Origin of the sequence: Gilliamella sp. Pas-s27, from assembly GCF_009795865.1 — a bacterium.
Lineage (GTDB): Bacteria > Pseudomonadota > Gammaproteobacteria > Enterobacterales > Orbaceae > Gilliamella.
Genome location: NZ_WTEW01000001.1, coordinates 38,347 through 58,317 on the forward strand (window position 1 = coordinate 38,347; position 19,971 = coordinate 58,317).

Here is a 19,971-nt window from a genome sequence, read left to right on the forward strand (position 1 = left end):
TAAAATAGATCAGGATTGAATCATGGTTAACTATCAGGGCAAAAATATTGTAATTATTGGATTAGGTATTACAGGTCTTTCTTGTGTTGATTATTTTCTTGACCAAAACGTTATCCCAAAGGTAATTGATACTCGTTTAAAGCCACAAGGATTAGAGCAATTAGATAATCGTGTTAATTATCATTTAGGCGGTTTAAATATTGATTGGTTGTTAAAAGCTGATTTAATTATCACTAGTCCAGGTGTCTCATTATCAACTCCAGAATTGAAAAAAGCAGCTGAAAAAGGTATTGAAATTATTGGTGATATAGAACTTTTTTGTCGTGAAGTTAATTTACAACCAAATAAAAAAATTGTTGCGATCACAGGAGCTAATGGTAAAACAACGGTGACGACATTGGTAGGTGATATTATTAAAGCATCAGGTGTCAAAGTTGGCGTTGGCGGTAATATTGGGCAACCAGCATTATCTCTATTAAACCAAGATTACGATATATATGTTCTTGAACTATCAAGTTTTCAGCTAGAAACAACATATAGTTTACAAGCTACTGTTGCAACAATTTTAAATATTTCAGAAGATCATATGGATCGATATCCTCTTGGTTTAATGCAATATGTCGAGGCTAAACAACGTATTTATCATAATGCTAAATATTGTGTAATTAACAGTGATGATAAATTAACTATTCCAACTGATAAACAACTCAACTATGTTTCATTTGGTGTGAATAAAGGTGATTATCATTTAGGCGTTCACTATGAACACCTCATTGCACAAGGACAAAGTGTGTTAGATACTAAAATGATAAAACTAATTGGATGCCACAACTATCTTAATGCATTAGCGGCTTTAGCGATTGCTGATAAATTAAATGTTTCACGACAATCAAGTTTAACAACAATTGCTTCATTTAAAGGCTTGCCTCATCGTTTTGAGTTGGTTTTTGAGCAAAATGATGTAAAGTGGATTAATGATTCTAAAGCGACCAATGTAGGTAGTACTGAAGCTGCACTGAAAAGTATTATTTGCCACGGTAAACTATACTTACTATTAGGTGGTGATGGTAAATCAGCTGATTTTTCTCCTCTATTACCTTACTTACAAAGTAACAACCTTGATGTTTTTTGTTTTGGGCGAGATCGTTATTTGCTTGGTAAATTAGCTCCTAATATAACAACAATAACTGAAACAATGGCTGAATCAATACAAATTATTGCTCAAAAGGTGGTATCAAATGATGTGGTTTTGCTATCCCCTGCTTGTGCAAGTTTAGATCAATTTAAAAATTATATTGAACGAGGAAATCAATTTGCAAAATTAGCCAAAAAATATGTTCAAAGAGGTAAGAAATGACATTTTTTTGGTTAAGAAAACAAGTTAATCCGCATATACCTTTTGATAACCAATTACTTTGGACTGTGCTTGGTTTAATGATTTTTGGTTTAATAATGGTGACATCATCTTCAATGTCATTTAATGAAAGCAACCCTTTTTTTTATACTCAACGAGAGCTTATTCAATTAGGACTATCGTTATTTTTAATGTTTATTACACTGTATATTCCAATGCAACGTTGGCAGCAATTTAGCTCAATATTACTAATTATTGCTATTATTATGTTAATTGTTGTACTTGGTATAGGTTCTTCAATTAATGGTGCATCTCGTTGGATACCTCTCGGAGTATTTAATTTTCAGCCTGCAGAGCTTTCAAAATTAGCTTTATTTTTATTTTTAGCAGGTTATTTATCACGCAAATTTGAAGAAGTAAAAAATGGCTTTTGGGGATTTTTTAAACCAATGGTTGTTATGGCTGTACTTTCCGTTTTGTTACTTAAACAACCTGATTTAGGTACTGTTATCGTCTTATTTATGGTAACTATTGGCATCTTATTTATTGCTGGTGCTCAATTGTGGCAATTTATCGCTATTTTACTAACTGGTGTTGGTGCTGTTATTTGTTTGATTCTATATGAAGCGTACCGTTTAACTCGATTATTGACTTTTCTTGACCCTTGGCAAGATGCAACGGGTTCAGGTTATCAATTAGTTGCATCTTTAATGGCAATTGGTAGTGGTGGTATTACCGGGCAAGGTATGGGTAACTCTATTCTAAAATTAGGTTACCTACCTGAATGTCATACCGATTTTATTTTTTCAATTATTTCTGAAGAATATGGATATATAGGTGTAGTTGCTTTATTGTCATTACTTTTCTTTTTGACATTTAAAGCGTTAGCAATTGGTTATCGGGCCTTGAATGAAGGCTCATTGTTTTCAGGTTATTTAGCTTGTGAAATTGGTATATGGTTTGGCTTTCAAACATTTGTTAACGTTGGTGTTACATCTGGTATGTTACCAACCAAAGGATTAACATTACCCTTTATTAGTTATGGTGGTTCAAGCCTTATTGTGATGAGTATTGCAGTTGCAATATTACTTAGAATAGATTTTGAATTTAGACAACAACAAGCACAAGCAAGAATAAGGTTAATAAAATAATGAAAAAGTTATTAGTTATGGCAGGTGGAACAGGTGGGCACGTCTTTCCCGGTATTGCTGTTGCACATTATTTAATAAAGCAAGGTTGGCAAGTCAGATGGTTAGGTACCGCAGACCGAATGGAAGCGCAGTTAGTTCCTGAAAATGGTATTGAGATCGATTTTATTGAAATATCAGGGCTACGAGGAAAAGGTGTTATGGCATTATTAAAAGCACCCTATAAAATTATAAAAGCAGTCTTACAAGCTAGAAAAATATTGAAAACTTATCGTCCTGATGTCGTTCTTGGTATGGGGGGGTATGTTTCTGGCCCTGGAGGCATTGCGGCAAAAACACTTGGTATACCAATTGTAGTGCATGAACAAAATGGTATAGCTGGTTTAACCAACAAGTGGTTAGCTAAAATTGCAACTAAAGTTTTGCAAGCATTCCCTACAGCTTTTCCTAAAGCTGTAGTAGTTGGTAATCCTGTACGTAGTGACCTTTTAACTGTTGAAAAACCAGAGGAAAGATTCAAGAATCGTAATGGGCCAATTAGAGTATTGGTTATGGGTGGCAGTCAAGGGGCTAAAATTATTAATGATATTGTACCTCAAGTTATAACCAAATTATCGAATAAATATGTAGTATGGCATCAAACAGGTAAAGGAATGTTAGATTCGGTAATCGAGTCTTACCAAAGCTGTGATATGACCAATAATAAAGTGACTGAGTTTATATCTGATATTGCAGAAGCATATAATTGGGCTGATATTGTGATTTGTCGCAGTGGAGCATTAACTGTTAGTGAAATTGAGGTTGTTGGTATTGGTGCTATTTTTGTCCCTTTCATGCATAAAGATCGTCAGCAGTTTTGGAATGCAAAATCATTGTCGGATATAGGTGCTGCAGATATTATAGAGCAACCCAATTTTAACGCTGAGTCATTATTAAAACTATTATTAAATTTGGACCGTGATAAGTTAACTGAAATGGCAATTAAAGCTAAAAGTTTATCTATTGTGAATTCGACAGAGAGAGTAGCGGAAACCCTTAACTCAGTGGTAAAATAATTAGTTTTTAACATGAATTTATGTAATAATTTTTGTCAAAAAAATCAGAGTAATTGTACGTTTGGGATGATGGATTGTTTTGGACAAAATAACTAAAATACAAATATTTAATTATACTGTGATTCAGCACACTACACAATAAAGAATGATTAGGAGTTCAATAGTGAATACAAAGGAATTAGCGAAATTAAGAGCAATTATTCCTGAAATGAAACGAGTCAAACATATCCATTTTGTGGGTATTGGTGGTGCTGGTATGGGTGGTATCGCGGAAGTTTTAGCTAATGAAGGATATGAAATTAGCGGTTCAGATATTGCTGAAAATACTGTGACTCAACATTTAGAAACGTTAGGAGCAAAAATTGTTATTGGTCATGTTGCTGAAAATGTAATTAATTCAAGTGTTGTTGTTATTTCATCTGCAATTTCGCAAGATAATATAGAAGTGATAGCTGCACGTGAGGCGCGTATACCGGTAATTCAACGAGCTGAAATGTTGGCTGAATTAATGCGTTTTCGTTATGGAATTGCTATTGCTGGTACACATGGAAAAACCACTACTACTGCAATGGTTACTGCTATCTATGCTGAAGCAAACCTTGACCCAACATTTGTTAATGGTGGTTTAGTTAAGGCCGCTGGAACTCATGCTCAATTAGGTAGCAGCCGCTATTTTATTGCTGAAGCAGATGAAAGCGATGCATCGTTTCTTCATTTGCAACCAATGGTCTCCATTATCACAAATATTGAACCAGACCATATGGATACTTATCAAGGTAGTGTTGATAATCTTAAACAAACATTTATCTCCTTTTTACGTAACCTTCCATTTTATGGGTTAGCTATTATGTGTTACGACGATCCTATTAATCGAGAATTATTACCGATTGTTGGACGTAAAATAATTACTTATGGGTTTAGTGAAGAAGCAGACGTTGTTATCAAAAATTATCGTCAAGAACGAGGTGTAAGTTATTACACGGTTTGTCGTCCAGGTTATAAAGATTTACAGATTGAGCTAAATGCACCAGGTAAACATAATGCTTTAAACTCGGTAGCTGCAATTATTGCTGCAACCGAAGAAGGTATTGATGATGAATCAATTATAAATGCATTAGCTAAATTTGCAGGTACTAGTCGGCGTTTTGATTTATTGGGTGTTTTTCCTCATATTGATGGTGGTGATATTATGATGGTTGATGATTATGGCCATCACCCTAGTGAGGTTAATGCAACTATTCAGGCTGCAAAAAACGGTTGGCCAGATCGACGACTTGTAATGTTATTTCAACCTCATCGATACACACGTACTCGTGATTTATTTGATGATTTTGCACAAGTACTTTCTCAAGTCGATGCGCTTATAATGTTGGATGTTTATTCAGCTGGAGAACAGCCTATCGCTGGAGCAGACAGCCGATCTTTGTGCCGTTCAATACGTAATCGAGGTAAAGTTGATCCAATTTATGTTTCTGATTTAGATTTGTTGCCTGAAATTATGCAAGAAATATTACAAGGTGGTGATTTGTTAATTACACAAGGAGCTGGTAGTGTTGGTCGTATAGCGCGCCAATTAGCCGAAATTCAATTATTTTCAAAAGAGGTTCTATAAAAATGGTTGATAAAGTTGCTGTATTGTACGGTGGAACTTCTGCAGAGAGAGAAGTATCGCTTAAGTCAGGTAAAGCAGTGCATGCAGGATTATTGGCAAATGGTATTGATGCACATCTAATTGATACAAAGGAGTTTCTTGTTACCAATTTGAAAGAAGATGGATATACAAAAGCGTTTATTATTTTGCACGGACGAGGTGGGGAAGATGGCATTGTTCAGGCAATTTTGACTTACCAAAATATTCCTTATACAGGTAGTGATGTTTTATCGTCTGCACTAACAATGGATAAATTAAAAACTAAATTGGTGTGGAAATCGCTTAATTTGCCCGTTGCTGATTATGTTATGGTAGAAAAATCAAAACCAATTGATACGGATGCTATTGTTAAGCAACTTGGTTTACCATTATTTGTAAAGCCAAGTCATGAAGGTTCAAGTGTTGGCATGACTAGAGTTAATGAAGTATCTGAATTGGAATCAGCTATTGATATGGCTTTCAAATATGATAGTGTTGTGATGGTTGAGTCATTCTTAGCTGGTCCAGAATTTACCGTTGCAATTGTTGGTGATGATGTTTTACCATCAATTCATATTAAGCCTGCAACCAAATTTTATGATTATGATGCCAAATATTTATCTGATACTACACAGTATTTTTGCCCAAGTGGTTTATCAGATGATAAAGAAAAAGAAATTCGTAAATTAGCGTTAGATGCTTATAAAGCAGTCGGATGTCGTGGATGGGGAAGAGTTGATATCATGTTTAATGATAAACAAAAACCATTTTTACTTGAAGTAAATACTGCTCCAGGTATGACAGATCATAGTTTAGTACCAATGGCGGCAAAACAATATGGTTGGTCGTTTAACGAACTTGTAGCCAAAATTTTAAATTTAGCAACTTTATAATTGGCATTATTTTATGAAACAAGTTAGACAAGCAGCGCATAGACGAGAAGATAAAAATAAAAAGCGACTGCTTATCTTTCGTAATACAGAGCAATTAATTGGTTTTTTGTTCTTTATTATGATTATTCTTATTAGTATTTGGGTAATTAAAAGCTTTAAAAATTGGATGAATGATCCTGAGCAAATGGTGTTATCACAGTTAACGTTAAGTGGTGATCATACCTATACAACAGAGGACGATCTTCGAGAAGCCATTTTAGGATTAGGCTTACCTAACACCTACATTGGACAAGACGTGAATGATATCCAACAAGAAGTAATGCGATTTCCATGGGTTAAGCAAATAAGTGTACGTAAACAATGGCCTGATAGGTTAATTGTTTATGTCGAAGAATACAAACCTGCACTTTATTGGAATGATCTATTTTTACTTGATGAAAATGGCAATGTTTTTAGCGTACCACTTGATCGTATTGCTGAATTACAACTACCAAGACTATATGGTCCTGAGGGTAAGGCAAAATCAGCGTTAGAAATTTATTCTAAATTAGAAAATCTTTCTAAGAAATTAGCAACTAACCAGTTAGCATTACATATTAAAGTAGCTATAACCGACGAACGCAATGCATGGCAATTAATGGTTGAGCAGTGTGTATCTGGTTTTTGCCTTGAAAATCAGGAAATAAAATTATTGTTAGGTAATGAAAATATTGAACAACGGTATCAACAATTTATTAAATTATTTCCAGAAATTCAATCAAGAATTCCAGAAAATGAAAGAATAATGGTCGCTGATTTACGTTATGAAAATGGTATTTCAGTACAAAGAGAAAAAATGGTGCAGTAAGGAATAAATTAAGGCTGAAGTATGAAAGCAACAGAAAAAAAATTGGTCGTTGGGCTAGAAGTGGGTACATCCAAAGTGCTTGCCCTTGTTGGTGAAATTCTTCCTGATGGTATTGTTAACATTATTGGTGTAGGACATTGTCCATCAAAAGGAGTTGATAAAGGTGGAGTAAACGATCTAGAGTCTGTCGTAAAATCCATCCAACGAGCAGTAGAACAAGCAGAATTAATGGCCGATTGTCAAATATCTTCAGTATATTTAAGTCTCTCTGGAAAACATATTCGCTGTCAAAATGAAATAGGTATGGTACCAATAGCTGATGAAGAAGTGACAGCCGAAGATGTTGAAAATGTTGTTCACACAGCAAAATCGGTCCGAATTTTAGATGAGCATCGTATTTTACATGTTATTGCACAAGAATATTCTATTGATTTACAAGAAGGCATCAAAAATCCTATTGGTTTATCTGGTGTGAGAATGAAGGCCAAAGTTCATTTGGTTACCTGTCATAATGATATGGCTAGAAATATTGTTAAAGCCGTTGAACGTTGTGGATTGAAAGTTGATCAACTTATTTTTTCTGGTTTGGCCTCTAGCTATGCAGTTTTAACGGATGATGAAAAAGAATTAGGTGTTTGCGTGATTGATATAGGCGGAGGCACAATGGATGTAACTGTCTATACTGACGGTGCTTTACGTCATTCTGTTGTTATTCCTTATGCTGGCAATGTTGTTACTAGTGATATTGCCTATGCTTTTGGTGCACCACCAATGGATGCTGAAAATATTAAAATTCGTTATGGATGTGCTGTAGGTTCATTAATTGGTAAAGATGAAGTCATTGATGTCCCAAGCGTTGGCGGTAGGCCGTCTCGTTCTTTACAACGGCAAACTCTTGCAGATGTTATAGAACCCCGTTATTCAGAATTGCTTTCGTTAGTACAAAAAGAGTTACTTACATTGCAAGAAGAGCTTAAAAAACAGAATATCAAATATCAATTAGCCGCAGGTATTGTGTTAACAGGCGGAGCGTCTCAAATAAAGGGAATGGTAGAATGCGCTGAAAAAGTTTTTCAAAATCAAGTCCGTATTGGGCAACCATTAAATATATCAGGGTTAACTGATTATGTACAAAAACCGTATTGTTCAACAACCATCGGGTTATTACACTATGGAAAACAAAGTTTATTAAATGATGATTCAAAGGATAGTAATAAATCATCATTAAAAGGGATAGCTAAACGATTGACCGGTTGGTTTAAAAAAGAATTTTAGCTAATATATTTCAAGAACTTCATGGACATTGTAGACGATTATCTGTACAATGTCATAAGATCGTAAATTTGGAGATAAGTTATGTTTGAGCCTATGGTTGCAGACGATGAACCAGCAGCAGTCATTAAAGTTATTGGTGTCGGTGGTGGCGGTGGTAATGCCGTCGAACATATGATTGCCGAGCATATTGAAGGTGTCGAATTTTTTGCGGCAAATACAGATGCGCAGGCATTAAAAAGAATTAAGGTGGGTCAAACTATCCAAATCGGTACTAATGTAACTAAAGGACTTGGTGCAGGAGCTAATCCAGAAGTCGGTAGAAACTCTGCTGAAGAAGATCGTGAGGTTATCCGTAGTGCTATTGAAGGTGCGGATATGGTCTTTATTGCCGCTGGCATGGGTGGAGGTACAGGAACGGGGGCTGCCCCTGTAGTTGCAGAAATAGCAAAAGAGTTAGGTATCCTAACAGTTGCTGTTGTCACTAAACCTTTTGGCTTTGAAGGCAAAAAACGTATGGCTTTTGCTGAACAAGGTATTGCTGAATTAGCAAAACATGTTGATTCACTGATAACTATTCCGAATGACAAACTATTAAAAGTATTAGGTCGAGGAGTTAAATTACTTGATGCTTTTGCAGCGGCTAATGGTGTTTTAAAAGGTGCTGTGCAAGGTATAGCCGAGCTTATTACTAAACCTGGTCATATAAATGTAGACTTTGCTGACGTAAGAACAGTGATGTCTGAAATGGGATATGCTATGATGGGTTCTGGTCGAGCTAGTGGTGATAATCGAGCGGAAGAAGCTGCTGAAATGGCAATTTCTAGTCCTTTACTTGAAGATATTGATTTATCTGGAGCTCGAGGTGTATTGGTAAATGTAACAGCAGGATTAGATCTCGGCTTAGAAGAGTTTGAAACAGTGGGTAGTACAGTTCGGGCATTTGCTTCTGATAATGCGACTGTTGTTGTTGGCACAACCTTTGATCCTGATATGTCGGATGAAATTCGAGTTACTGTGGTTGCAACGGGTATTGGTATGGATAAACGTTCAGAAGTTAAAATGTCTAAACCGATGCCTCGTAATGATTTATTTGCTCAAAATAACACGTTAGGACAACAAGAAGATAAATTAGCTAAAGTTGTTAATGAACCAACAACTTCATCTATTGAAGATAACAGAATTTTAGATATTCCTGCTTTCATTCGTAAGCAAGCAAATTAAAGTTGAACTTATTTGATTTTTTATTGTCAAAGTTAAAGAGTACAACAAGTAAAAAAGTAGGTGCAAAGTGAAACAAAGAACCTTAAAAAAGACTATTCAAGCAACTGGTGTTGGTTTACATACCGGCAAGAAAGTTAGTTTGACATTACGTCCTGCGCCTGAGAATACAGGTATTATTTACCGCCGTACTGATTTAAATCCATATGTTGATTTTCCAGTGGATGCAAAATCTGTACGCGATACAATGCTTTGTACTTGTTTAGTAAACGAAGATAATGTTCGTATCTCAACAGTCGAACATATTAATTCTGCTTTAGCAGGACTTGGTATAGATAATATTATTATTGAAGTTAATGCACCTGAAATTCCAATAATGGATGGTAGCGCTAGTCCCTTTGTTTATTTATTACTTGATGCAGGCATTGCTGAACAAAATGCACTAAAAAGGTTTTTACGTGTAAAAGAGACTGTTCGAGTTGAAAATGGCGATAAATGGGCTGAAGTAAGGCCTTATAGTGGTTTTAGATTAGATTTTACTATTGATTTCCATCATCCTGCTATTGATAGCAGTTCGCAGCGTTATCAATTAGATTTTTCATCTGAATCATTTATTCGTCAAATTAGCCGGGCAAGAACGTTTGGTTTTATGCGCGATATTGAAGCGTTGCAATCCAAAGGTTTATGTTTAGGTGGTAGTTTAGATTGCGCAATTGTTGTTGATGATTATAAAGTGCTTAATGAAGATGGTTTGCGTTTTGATGACGAGTTTGTACGTCACAAAATGCTTGATACTATTGGTGATTTATATATGAGCGGTCATAATATGATTGGCGAAGTAGTTTGTTATAAATCAGGTCATGCACTAAACAACCAATTATTGCAGGCATTGTTAGCTAAACAAAGTGCATGGGAATATGTGACATTTACAGAAGAACAAACAGTACCACTAGCGTTGGGTACTAAGCAGCTTATTCTAGCGTAAAGTCGTAAGAAATATTACTATATATTATAGACGCTCCTATTTTTAATGGGGGCGTTTTTATTTTATATTAAAGAGATAATAACATGAATAATAGTCATTTTTTTGCTCATTTATCGCGATTAAAGCTTATTAACCGTTGGCCTCTAATGCGAAATATAAGAACGGAAAATGTATCAGAACATAGTTTACAAGTAGCTTTTGTTGCACATGCTTTGGCTATAATTAAAAATAAAAAATTTAATGGTGATGTAAATCCAGAACGAATTGCATTGTTAGCAATGTATCATGATGTTTCAGAAGTTATTACTGGCGATTTACCAACACCCACAAAATACTACAATCCACAAATTACTGTTGAATATAAAAAAATTGAAAAAATAGCTCAACATAAACTCATTAATATGCTTCCAAAAGATCTTCAAGATGATTTTAGAACACTAATCGATGATGATTTTTATAACGAAACAGAAAAAAGTATTGTAAAACAGTCTGATGCATTATGTGCCTATCTTAAAACGATTGAAGAATTGAGTGCTGGTAATAATGAATTTAAATTGGCAGAACAACGCTTAAAAAAGACGTTATCTGAACGTAATAGTCCAGAAATGAACTATTTTTTAGATGTTTTTCTTCCTAGTTTTAGCTTGTCATTAGATGAAATTACAATGGATAAATAAATTACTTAGTTTTATAGTATTATTACAAATAATTAATTAGTTAATTTTCTTATATGTGATGAGTATAGACGGATTTATTACTTATGATAAATATAACGTTTAACAGGTCGACCTATTGATAAATAGGTCAAATGGCTTTCAAGCTCACCTAGCTCTTCTAGATAATCCAAGTATTTTTTAAGAGATATTCTCGATAACGAAATTAATTCTACAATGTCACTCATTGAAAATTCATTATTATATTTAATAATCGCCTCTCGAACATTTTGTAATGTTTGATTATCAATACCTTTTGGTAACCTTTTGTTGTGGCAAACAGGTTTTGCAAAAATTCGGTCATCAAGTTGATGTTGATTTAAAATTTTGGATGATGATAATAAGCGTATACGTTCTTGATAAGAAATTAATGCCATGCGTAATCGTTCAAAAGTAAAAGGTTTTACAATATAATCAATGACACCTAAGCGTAAAGCCGCTTGAATTTCACTTGTTTTACAAGCCGCAGTTACCATAATAATATCAATTTTTGGATAACTGATACGAATATGTTGTAATAGCTCTAGTCCATTGAGTTTTGGCATAAATACATCTAGCAAAATTAAATCAATATGATTATCGTGTATAAAATGCAGTGCCTGTTCACCGTTATTGACATTGGCGATTAAATTAAAGCCAGGAACCATTTGTAGGTATTTTTTATTTAATTCTGTCACCATAGGATCATCTTCAACTATTAAAACATCAACCATGAATTTTTTTCTCCCTATAGATTGCTTTAATTGGTAATAATACTTTAAAACACGTTCCTTTTTTATTACTTAAGTCACATAATTCAATATGCCCATTGAGTTCATCGATACTTGCTAGAACCAAATACAGTCCAATACCTCGATTATCGCCTTTAGTTGAATAACCTTTTTGAAATATACGTTGCGTATCTTCTTCTGAAATACCTTCGCCATTATCATTGATTTCAATGTTAAACGTATCATTATTAATTTGTAAATTAACATTGATTTGTTTTTCTTCTAAAAATTGTACGGCATCTAAACTATTATCAATTAAATTACCTAAAATGGTAATTAAACTATGAGTGACAGATGTATCTGAAATCGGTGATAATATACCATTAATGTTAAAATTTAAATAAACACCTAATTCTCGGGCTCGGCTAAATTTACTATTTAGAAAACCAGAAATGATTGGATCTTTAATTGCTTGAGTGACAAGTTTTGATTCAGCTTGCTGGTTACCAATAATCTCTTCAAGATAATCAATTAATTCTTGTTTGTTATTATTAAACGCTAAACCATAAATAACATGTAATTTGTTATTAAATTCGTGTGATTGAGAACGCAATGCATCAGCATAACGGTTTACACCGGTTAAGTTTTCAGCTAATTGTCGTATTTCGGTCATATCCCTAAAAGAGGCAATAGCACCAACTAATGCACCATTGACAAATAATGGAGCTCTATTTGTTAAAATAACAACACCATTAATGTTTTGTTCACAATCATATTCCGCTAAGCCTGATTGCATGACTTCGTGTAAACGAGTATTTGGAATAATATCTGCAATTTGTGTACCTATAATATCGGATTTACAACTAGTAATCCGTAATATTCGTTTTGCCTCATTATTAATCTGGGTAATTGAACCATCACGATTAATTACTACAATGCCTTCTTTAACGGTTCTAATAATAGCATCGCGCTCTTCAAATAGTTGGGCCATTTCGCTCGGCTCAAGTCCATATAAAATTTTCTTAATATTGCGTGATAATAATAGGGCTAAAATAGAAGAAACGCTTAACGAAGCCAATAATGAAAACCAGATGGATTGACTGGTTCTTGATGCTAAATGATCGATCTTTTTTAGTGTTTGTCCAACTAGTACTGCGCCAATTTGTTGATGATCGCTATTGAAAATAGGACTAAATGCTCGTATAGAATTGCCAAGTGTTCCTTCGGCTATTGATGTATAAGATTCTCCTTTTAATACTTTACCTTCATCGCCACCAACAATAAGCTGTCCAATTTTATTTTTATCAGGATGTGACAGTCGCACTCCTTGCATATTAAATACAACGACAAAATCAACCTGCGTTAGTTTTTGTATTTGTTCAGTATCATGTTGGATAAAAGATAAGCTCTGAGGCGAGGGGGATTGTATATTCTTTATTATATTATCCGTTGATGAAATAATATTAGCAATATTTTCAACATGTTGGCGAGAAGTCTGTAAATATTCATTATTAACAAAATGAATAATATAAATATTTTCAGCTATGGACGATAATGTAAAAACTAAAAAAAATAAACTGATAAGCTTAAATTTAAGTGTTAACCGATTAAAAAGATATCTCATTTAGTCACTTTTCGAAAACAGTTATTGTTTACTTATATTAATGTACTAAAGGTAAAACCTGCTAATCAATTATTGAATTAACAGGTTATATTAAAATCTAATTAGCCAAATAATATGCTTATTTGGCAGCGTTTTTAACGCTTTCAGCGACAACTTTAGCTACATTGGGTTCAAAAGCATTAGGTAGTATATATTCTACTGATAATTTGTCATTAGTTACAATACTAGCTAATCCTTTGGCTGCAGCTAATTGCATTTCTAATGTGATATTTTTAGCTCTAGCATCCAACGCACCTCTAAAAATTCCAGGGAATGCTAAGACATTATTAATTTGGTTTGGATAATCACTACGCCCTGTACCGACAATATAAGCACCAGCAGCTTTAGCTTCTTCTGGGAAGATTTCAGGTGTTGGATTGGCCATTGCAAAAATAATAGATTTTTCTGCCATAGTTTTAACCCATTTTGGATTTAATACTTTTGGTGCTGAAACACCAATAAATACATCAGCACCTTTGATCGCATCTTCTAATGTTCCTTTTTGCTTTTCGCGATTGGTTCTTTTGGCCATAGCTAAGTGATGCGGTGGTAATGACTCATCATCTTCAGATAAAATACCAATTTTATCAACCACTTTTAGATTGGTTACTCCTGCGGCTAATAACATATCAGCGATAGCTAAACCTGCAGCTCCACCGCCGTTGACAACAATTTTAGCTGACTCAATTTTTTTATTTGCGACTTTTAATGCATTGTATAATGCGGCTAAAACAACAATTGCTGTGCCATGTTGGTCGTCATGAAATACTGGAATATCTAGTATTTCTTGCAAACGTTTTTCTATTTCAAAACATCTTGGAGCGCTAATATCCTCAAGATTAATGCCTCCAAACGAAGGGGCTAATGCAGCAATATGGCTAACAAGTTCATCAGGATCTTGTGTATTGAGCGATAGTGGAATTGCATCTACATTAGCAAATTGCTTAAATAATATTGCTTTTCCTTCCATTACAGGGATGGCGGCCTCTGGGCCTATATTACCAAGTCCTAATACTGCTGAACCATCAGTGATAACAGCGACTAAATTACGTTTACTAGTATATTCATATACAGATTCAGGATTTTCCGATATTTCTGTACACACCGCTGCCACGCCAGGCGTATACGCAACACTCAGATCGGCCATTGAATTTACTGGTACCTTTGAATGAATTTCTAATTTTCCATGCATTTGTTTGCTAATTGCTAATGCTTTTTCTTGAACTGTAGTCATAATTGTTACCTTCAAATTATGTTTATGAAATATTGTATTTATAAATATTATATTTACTGTTTTATGCTGCTATATTTATAACTCATTGATTGTTGTTATATCACCCTCTAAATTGTAGAAAGCTTTTTCCTTATTACATATGTAAATAACGTAATAATGCTGTGGTACAAATAACCATTAATGCACCACCTAATCGTGTTGCGACCTGTGCAAAAGGCATTAGGTTCATTCGATTTGCTGTGGAAAGTATTGCAACATCGCCAGTTCCCCCCATACCACTTTGACATGAAGATATAATAGACGCTTCAACCGGGTACATCTTTAAGAAAAAGCTACAAACAAAGCCTGTCATCGAAACAGTAAATACCACCGAAATAATGGTAATAAAATAAGGAATAGTTAACACATTAACAACACTACCTAAGTCAATATACAATAAACCTAGTCCAGCCATAAGTGGAAAAGTAAAATTACCTGAGATAAATTTATACCATTGCTGACTACCGCGTTCTACGCTTTCTGGTAATAAACGAAAATATTTAACAACGGCGGTTGCAATAATCATAAGTACAGGCCCTGGAAAATGGGTAATCTTTTCTAAAATCATACCAAAAATAAATAAAGTAGCTAAAATCATCACTGCGCCACTCATGGCCCTTGCATCTAATGGAGTTTTATCTTCTTTTAAAGCATCAGCTAAACCATCAAATTCAATTTGAACTAATTGTCCATGACCACTTAAGTGTGGTTTAATTTCACCAATTCGACTCATAATAGCTGTAAAGGTAATGGCAAAAAAGTTGCCCACAACAGTTGCAGGAATTAATGCGCTAACAAATGAATCATAATTTTGATTAAGGATGTTGCTATAAGCATTAGAGAGTTGTAAAACACCTTCTCCAATGCCTCCAGCCATAACCGGTGACACAGTATAGAAAAATGCATGCTCCCAAGTATCACCAAAAGCTACAGCAACCGAAACGCCCACCAATGCGGCTAAGCACATACCAAGAAACATTGGAATCATCATCCGAATAAAACCTTGTATTAAAATGACACGATGCATGCCTAAAATACTACCGCAAACTAAGCTAGCGATATAAAAGAGTAGAAAATTAGAGTCTTTCATTAGCATTTTGGTTGCTGTTAACGTATTTTCATCAAAAACACCATAATAAACTAACAAAGAAGGAACGATGAGTGATAATATTGCTGGAGCACCAAATTTTTTAAAAAATGGAATATTTTGTCCTACTGTCCCTAAAAACCAGCCTAATGGTAAAATAACGGCAAAACCACCAATTAAGGTTTTGGGAAGCATATCTAATTGGGCGGCGATAATAACGATGATTGAACAAACAATGAAAATGGGTAAAGGTAAGGAACCTACATAAAATTTGTTTTCTTTTATTTCCTGCATCATGCTCATAATATACCTCTTATACTACTAATTGGGTTTTAACTATATAATTAGTATAGTTATAGACGCAGAAATCAGAAGATTAAGAAAGTTATATAACTATTTTTGTAATTAATGTAAGTTATTAAGCAAATGGAATGGTATAAATTAAAATGCAGCATAATTTTGTTGAATTTTTTAAAACATCATAAACATTTTAGTCATTCAAATTTTTTCATCCTTCTAAATAGTAGCATCAAAAAAATAGATTAAAACATATGTATTACTTAAAATTTCTTTATGCTCAACTATTGGCGTAATAAGCATTCTTGGATTTTATCAACTTCTTTATTGAGTGACTCAATAACTAAGTTAGGGTGGGATCTTTCAAGCGTTTTTACATTTTCAAATCCATCATTGGCGACTGAACCAGTATATTGTTGAGCTTGTTTAATATTACTAAATAAATAACGAATATCACGTTGGTTACGTGTTGCAGTTAAAGTATAGCTAACAAAATATTTAGCATGATATTGGTAGTCAACGACAGCATTAGCAACAACATGATTACCTTCAACTAATTTAATTGTATCGCCACCATTAACCGTAATGGTTTGTTGGTTAGGTCTATTCCAATATGGCCACCATTGTGAGCCTAATGCATTTTCGCTGCTTAACACAACGGGGCTGTTATCCAGTTCTTGTGCAATACATAATGACAAAGATGAATGAAGCGTAGTAATTGGTCGTGACGTATTATATTTATTTAATATATCGATGTTTGACGAATTTTTAGTAATTTCAACGCCTTCTGTTTGGTAAATTGACTCCATTTTTTGAGATGTACAGCCAGTTAGGATAGTTAAAACAGCACAATAACCAATTAACTTTTTCATATTACATCCTTTTTAAGCCTAATTAATTTTATCTTTTACCGATTGCTCAGTTGGTGTTTAAAAAATGACGAATATCAATTTAACCAGAGTTATCCTTAATAGGAATATCGTTAATCTTCTTTACCGCGGATCTTACGAGATAACCGTTTAAATCCATGAGTAAACTTCTTAATTGCCATTGCCAAAAAAGGAACCTTAATTTTGATACCAAAACGTTCTTGCGATTCAATCGCATCATTAGCCTTGGTTAACCAAATAAAACCAGAGTTAGTTAAATCTATAGCTTTAATTTTTCCATCTGGTGTTAAAATAAAATTACCACCATGCACATCATTAGATACTAAATTATAGCTATGCAGTTTTTCAAGACAGTTTTTGACTTGCTCACCATACTCTCTCATCTCTTCCCATTTTAGGGAGCGACCTTCAATAAAATTAAATATCATATAATGACGTTTGGTTCTCTTATCGAAAGCAACCAAATAAAGTTCATAAGCAATATCACATTTATCAAGTGATATTTTTGCCAGTTTACGAATTAAATTAAAATAAAAATCGCCAGTTATTTTGGCAATAAGTTTGCGTTCTAAACGGTGCTCAACCCCACCATCAATTTTAAAAATAAATTTGGTTTGATTGTGATTGATTAAATAAGTATATCGTTCTAATTTATCGCTTGGGTCGAGCAATTCATGATGCCCTTCTTCAGCCAAAAATTGGTCAAACAGGTCTAGATAATTTATTTCATCATTTTGTACATAAGCGAACTTCATATCTCCACGTTCGACTTCAATAATTTTTGCAAAATTGTTCAAATTTTATTATCCCAAAGTACATCAAAAAAAAGTGGGTTTATCTTAAACATTATCAGCATTAAAGTAAATGAAACAGTAATGGTTAACAAGGTAGTATCGTTAAATAATATCGCTATAAAATTGAAAATACTGATTAGACAATAAAAATGATATTATGATGAAATTATTCGCTTTATATCTTTTGGCTATTTATGTCTAATAAAACGCCTAAATGGTTTTTATATATTATCAGAACAGCAAATCAATCGTTATACACTGGCATTACCACGGATGTTGCTAGGCGTTTACAACAACATCAAAATGGTAAAGGTGCTAAATGTTTAAAAGGGCATAGGGATTTGACAATTGTGTATCAAGTCTTGATTGGTGACAAATCGCTAGCACTCAAGCTTGAGTATCAAATAAAACAGTTTTCTAAACCCAAAAAAGAAGCATTAGTCAAAAGTCGCCCCATTTTTGATGAATTATTAAAATTAATCAATTAATCATATTGTTAATACTTACATTATTGACATTAATTTTATCGACGGTGCTTTGATTGCTTCAATTTGCTGCTTAAATTCCGATAATTGTTGTCGCCAAAAGTCTTCATCTGTTATCCACGGAAAAGCGATAGGAAAAGCCGGGTCTTGCCAGCGGGCAATAATCCATGCTAAATGGTGCACCATTCTCATCGCTCTTAATGGCTCAATTAAACTCAGTTGATCTGTATCAAAGTCAAAAAAATCTTGGTACATCTCAATTAGCATATCTAACTGTATACGTTGTTCGTGTTGATTGCCATAAAGCAGCATCCACAAATCTTGAATAGCGGGGCCATTACGGGCATCATCAAAATCAACAAACGTTGCACCATCTCGCCATAAAATATTACCTGCATGGCAATCAGCATGTAGACGGATAGGTTGCCAATCATTATGCCAATCGTGTTCAACGGTTTTAATTAATTGCGCTAAAATTGTTTTCAGATCAGATTGTACTTTTTGGGGAATAAAATGACACGATAATATTATTTCTTGGGGATAATAAAGATATTCTTCTAATCCGATAGTTGGTCGATGTAAAAAGGGCTTGCTTGCACCAATTTGATGAATACGCCCAAGCAACATTGCAACTGATTCCATCTGCTCCAGATTATCTACTTCGTATTGTCGCCCACCAACACTAGGAAATAGGGCAAATCGGTAGCCTTCATGTTCATGTAGCGTGGTATTGTTAATTGTCAAAGGGACAACAACAGGAATCTCAGCATCAGCTAATTGTTTAGTAAACTGGTGTTCTTCAATAATTTGCTCATTACTCCAACGATAAGGTCGATAAAATTTTACAACATAACGAATGCGATCCTCATCATGGAATTGATAAACTCGGTTCTCATAACTATTTAAAGCAGTCAGACCTGAATCAATACGAATGCCGATTGACAACAAACTCTCAAAAATTAACTCGGGCGATAAAGCATGGAATGAAAAAGCAGCATTATCAATTACAGGCTTCATTGTTGGCTAAACCATTCATCTAACTTTTGTTTTAAAGGCTCTAAACCCATACGTTTAGGCGATGAAAAAGGAGCCACAGTAATATCACCTTGAAAAGGTAAAATGGCTTCTTTAACCATGTTAACTTGTTTTTTTTGTGCACCAGAAGCTAATTTATCGGCCTTTGTGAGTAGTAACATAACAGGAATATCTACTGAAACCGCCCATTCAATCATTTGTTGATCTAAGTCTTTTAAAGGATGTCTTATATCCATTAATACAACCAAACCTTTTAAGCTTTCACGTTTTTGAAGATATTCTCCTAATGATTTTTGCCATTTGCGTTTTATTGCCTCGGGAACTTGTGCATAGCCATAACCGGGCAAATCAACTAAGCGACAATTTTCTTCCACTTGAAATAAATTGATTAATTGTGTTCTTCCCGGTGTTTTACTGGTTCTTGCTAATGCCTTTTGATTGGTCAATGTATTCAGTGCACTAGATTTGCCAGCATTAGATCTGCCAGCAAAGGCAACTTCAACCCCATTATCGCTCGGTAAATGAGAAATATCAGGTGCACTTAAAATAAAATGTGTTTTTGCGTAATTTAATGGTCGAATATTTGTCATAAAAAGTATCCTTTAAGCACATTAACTGT

The 19,971-nt window shown here is 34.1% G+C and carries 19 protein-coding genes; 11 read left to right on the forward strand and 8 right to left on the reverse strand.

From position 1 onward, the window contains the following. The first annotated feature begins 22 nt into the window (after positions 1-22). From murD to yfbR, 10 genes are all read left to right on the forward strand, one after another. Positions 23-1,357 carry a UDP-N-acetylmuramoyl-L-alanine--D-glutamate ligase gene (murD, locus tag GQ589_RS00190; RefSeq protein WP_160423821.1) on the forward strand — a complete coding sequence of 445 codons (1,335 nt, stop codon included), beginning with the start codon at positions 23-25 and terminating at the stop codon, positions 1,355-1,357. Continuing rightward, positions 1,354-2,505, forward strand: coding sequence for a cell division protein FtsW (gene ftsW, locus GQ589_RS00195; RefSeq protein ID WP_160400610.1), 1,152 nt, complete (start codon positions 1,354-1,356; stop codon positions 2,503-2,505). The genes murD and ftsW overlap by 4 nt, the downstream gene beginning before the upstream one ends. Beyond that, positions 2,505-3,557, forward strand: a complete 1,053-nt coding sequence (gene murG / locus GQ589_RS00200) for an undecaprenyldiphospho-muramoylpentapeptide beta-N-acetylglucosaminyltransferase (protein WP_160423824.1) — start codon at positions 2,505-2,507, stop codon at positions 3,555-3,557. The genes ftsW and murG overlap by 1 nt, the downstream gene beginning before the upstream one ends. A gap of 163 nt (positions 3,558-3,720) precedes the next feature. After that, the gene (murC, locus tag GQ589_RS00205) at positions 3,721-5,169 is read left to right on the forward strand and encodes a UDP-N-acetylmuramate--L-alanine ligase (RefSeq protein ID WP_160400612.1); all 1,449 of its coding nucleotides are present in this window, start codon (positions 3,721-3,723) and stop codon (positions 5,167-5,169) included. Between the two features lie 2 nt (positions 5,170-5,171). Continuing rightward, positions 5,172-6,080 (forward strand): D-alanine--D-alanine ligase, encoded by a 909-nt coding sequence (locus tag GQ589_RS00210; protein WP_160423826.1) that lies wholly within the window; start codon positions 5,172-5,174, stop codon positions 6,078-6,080. A 13-nt stretch (positions 6,081-6,093) separates the two neighbouring features. Further along, positions 6,094-6,927: an FtsQ-type POTRA domain-containing protein gene (locus GQ589_RS00215; RefSeq protein WP_160400614.1), complete on the forward strand. Its 834-nt coding sequence runs from the start codon at positions 6,094-6,096 to the stop codon at positions 6,925-6,927. A 21-nt stretch (positions 6,928-6,948) separates the two neighbouring features. Then, a complete protein-coding gene (gene ftsA, locus GQ589_RS00220) occupies positions 6,949-8,202 on the forward strand; it encodes a cell division protein FtsA (RefSeq protein ID WP_160400615.1) in 1,254 nt (417 codons plus the stop codon). Positions 8,203-8,295: 93 nt separating this feature from the next. Beyond that, positions 8,296-9,423: a cell division protein FtsZ gene (ftsZ, locus tag GQ589_RS00225; protein WP_370516485.1), complete on the forward strand. Its 1,128-nt coding sequence runs from the start codon at positions 8,296-8,298 to the stop codon at positions 9,421-9,423. A gap of 67 nt (positions 9,424-9,490) precedes the next feature. Beyond that, positions 9,491-10,405, forward strand: a complete 915-nt coding sequence (gene lpxC / locus GQ589_RS00230; RefSeq protein WP_160400617.1) for a UDP-3-O-acyl-N-acetylglucosamine deacetylase — start codon at positions 9,491-9,493, stop codon at positions 10,403-10,405. Positions 10,406-10,488: 83 nt separating this feature from the next. After that, positions 10,489-11,082: a 5'-deoxynucleotidase gene (gene yfbR, locus GQ589_RS00235; protein WP_160423828.1), complete on the forward strand. Its 594-nt coding sequence runs from the start codon at positions 10,489-10,491 to the stop codon at positions 11,080-11,082. 77 nt (positions 11,083-11,159) lie between these two features. Here the strand turns inward: yfbR and GQ589_RS00240 are convergent, their stop codons facing one another. From GQ589_RS00240 to GQ589_RS00265, 6 genes are all read right to left on the reverse strand, one after another. Continuing rightward, positions 11,160-11,831 carry a response regulator gene (locus GQ589_RS00240; RefSeq protein ID WP_160423831.1) on the reverse strand — a complete coding sequence of 224 codons (672 nt, stop codon included), beginning with the start codon at positions 11,829-11,831 and terminating at the stop codon, positions 11,160-11,162. Further along, positions 11,824-13,452, reverse strand: coding sequence for a DcuS/MalK family sensor histidine kinase (dcuS, locus tag GQ589_RS00245; RefSeq protein ID WP_160423833.1), 1,629 nt, complete (start codon positions 13,450-13,452; stop codon positions 11,824-11,826). The genes GQ589_RS00240 and dcuS overlap by 8 nt, the downstream gene beginning before the upstream one ends. A gap of 118 nt (positions 13,453-13,570) precedes the next feature. Continuing rightward, positions 13,571-14,725, reverse strand: coding sequence for an NADP-dependent malic enzyme (locus GQ589_RS00250; RefSeq protein WP_160423836.1), 1,155 nt, complete (start codon positions 14,723-14,725; stop codon positions 13,571-13,573). Positions 14,726-14,858: 133 nt separating this feature from the next. Next, the gene (locus GQ589_RS00255; RefSeq protein ID WP_160400622.1) at positions 14,859-16,154 is read right to left on the reverse strand and encodes a 2-hydroxycarboxylate transporter family protein; all 1,296 of its coding nucleotides are present in this window, start codon (positions 16,152-16,154) and stop codon (positions 14,859-14,861) included. A gap of 278 nt (positions 16,155-16,432) precedes the next feature. Continuing rightward, positions 16,433-17,020, reverse strand: coding sequence for a hypothetical protein (locus GQ589_RS00260; RefSeq protein ID WP_160423838.1), 588 nt, complete (start codon positions 17,018-17,020; stop codon positions 16,433-16,435). A 110-nt stretch (positions 17,021-17,130) separates the two neighbouring features. Next, complete coding sequence (locus GQ589_RS00265; protein WP_160400624.1) at positions 17,131-17,835, reverse strand: lipopolysaccharide core heptose(II) kinase RfaY; 705 nt, start codon at positions 17,833-17,835, stop codon at positions 17,131-17,133. Positions 17,836-18,026: 191 nt separating this feature from the next. On the opposite strand from GQ589_RS00265, the gene GQ589_RS00270 reads away from it, so the two are divergent. Then, positions 18,027-18,320, forward strand: a complete 294-nt coding sequence (locus GQ589_RS00270; RefSeq protein ID WP_160400625.1) for a GIY-YIG nuclease family protein — start codon at positions 18,027-18,029, stop codon at positions 18,318-18,320. Positions 18,321-18,335: 15 nt separating this feature from the next. Here the strand turns inward: GQ589_RS00270 and GQ589_RS00275 are convergent, their stop codons facing one another. Next, the gene (locus tag GQ589_RS00275) at positions 18,336-19,322 is read right to left on the reverse strand and encodes a serine/threonine protein kinase (RefSeq protein ID WP_160424022.1); all 987 of its coding nucleotides are present in this window, start codon (positions 19,320-19,322) and stop codon (positions 18,336-18,338) included. An 8-nt stretch (positions 19,323-19,330) separates the two neighbouring features. Then, positions 19,331-19,942 carry a ribosome biogenesis GTP-binding protein YihA/YsxC gene (gene yihA / locus GQ589_RS00280; RefSeq protein ID WP_160411082.1) on the reverse strand — a complete coding sequence of 204 codons (612 nt, stop codon included), beginning with the start codon at positions 19,940-19,942 and terminating at the stop codon, positions 19,331-19,333. Positions 19,943-19,971: the final 29 nt, after the last annotated feature.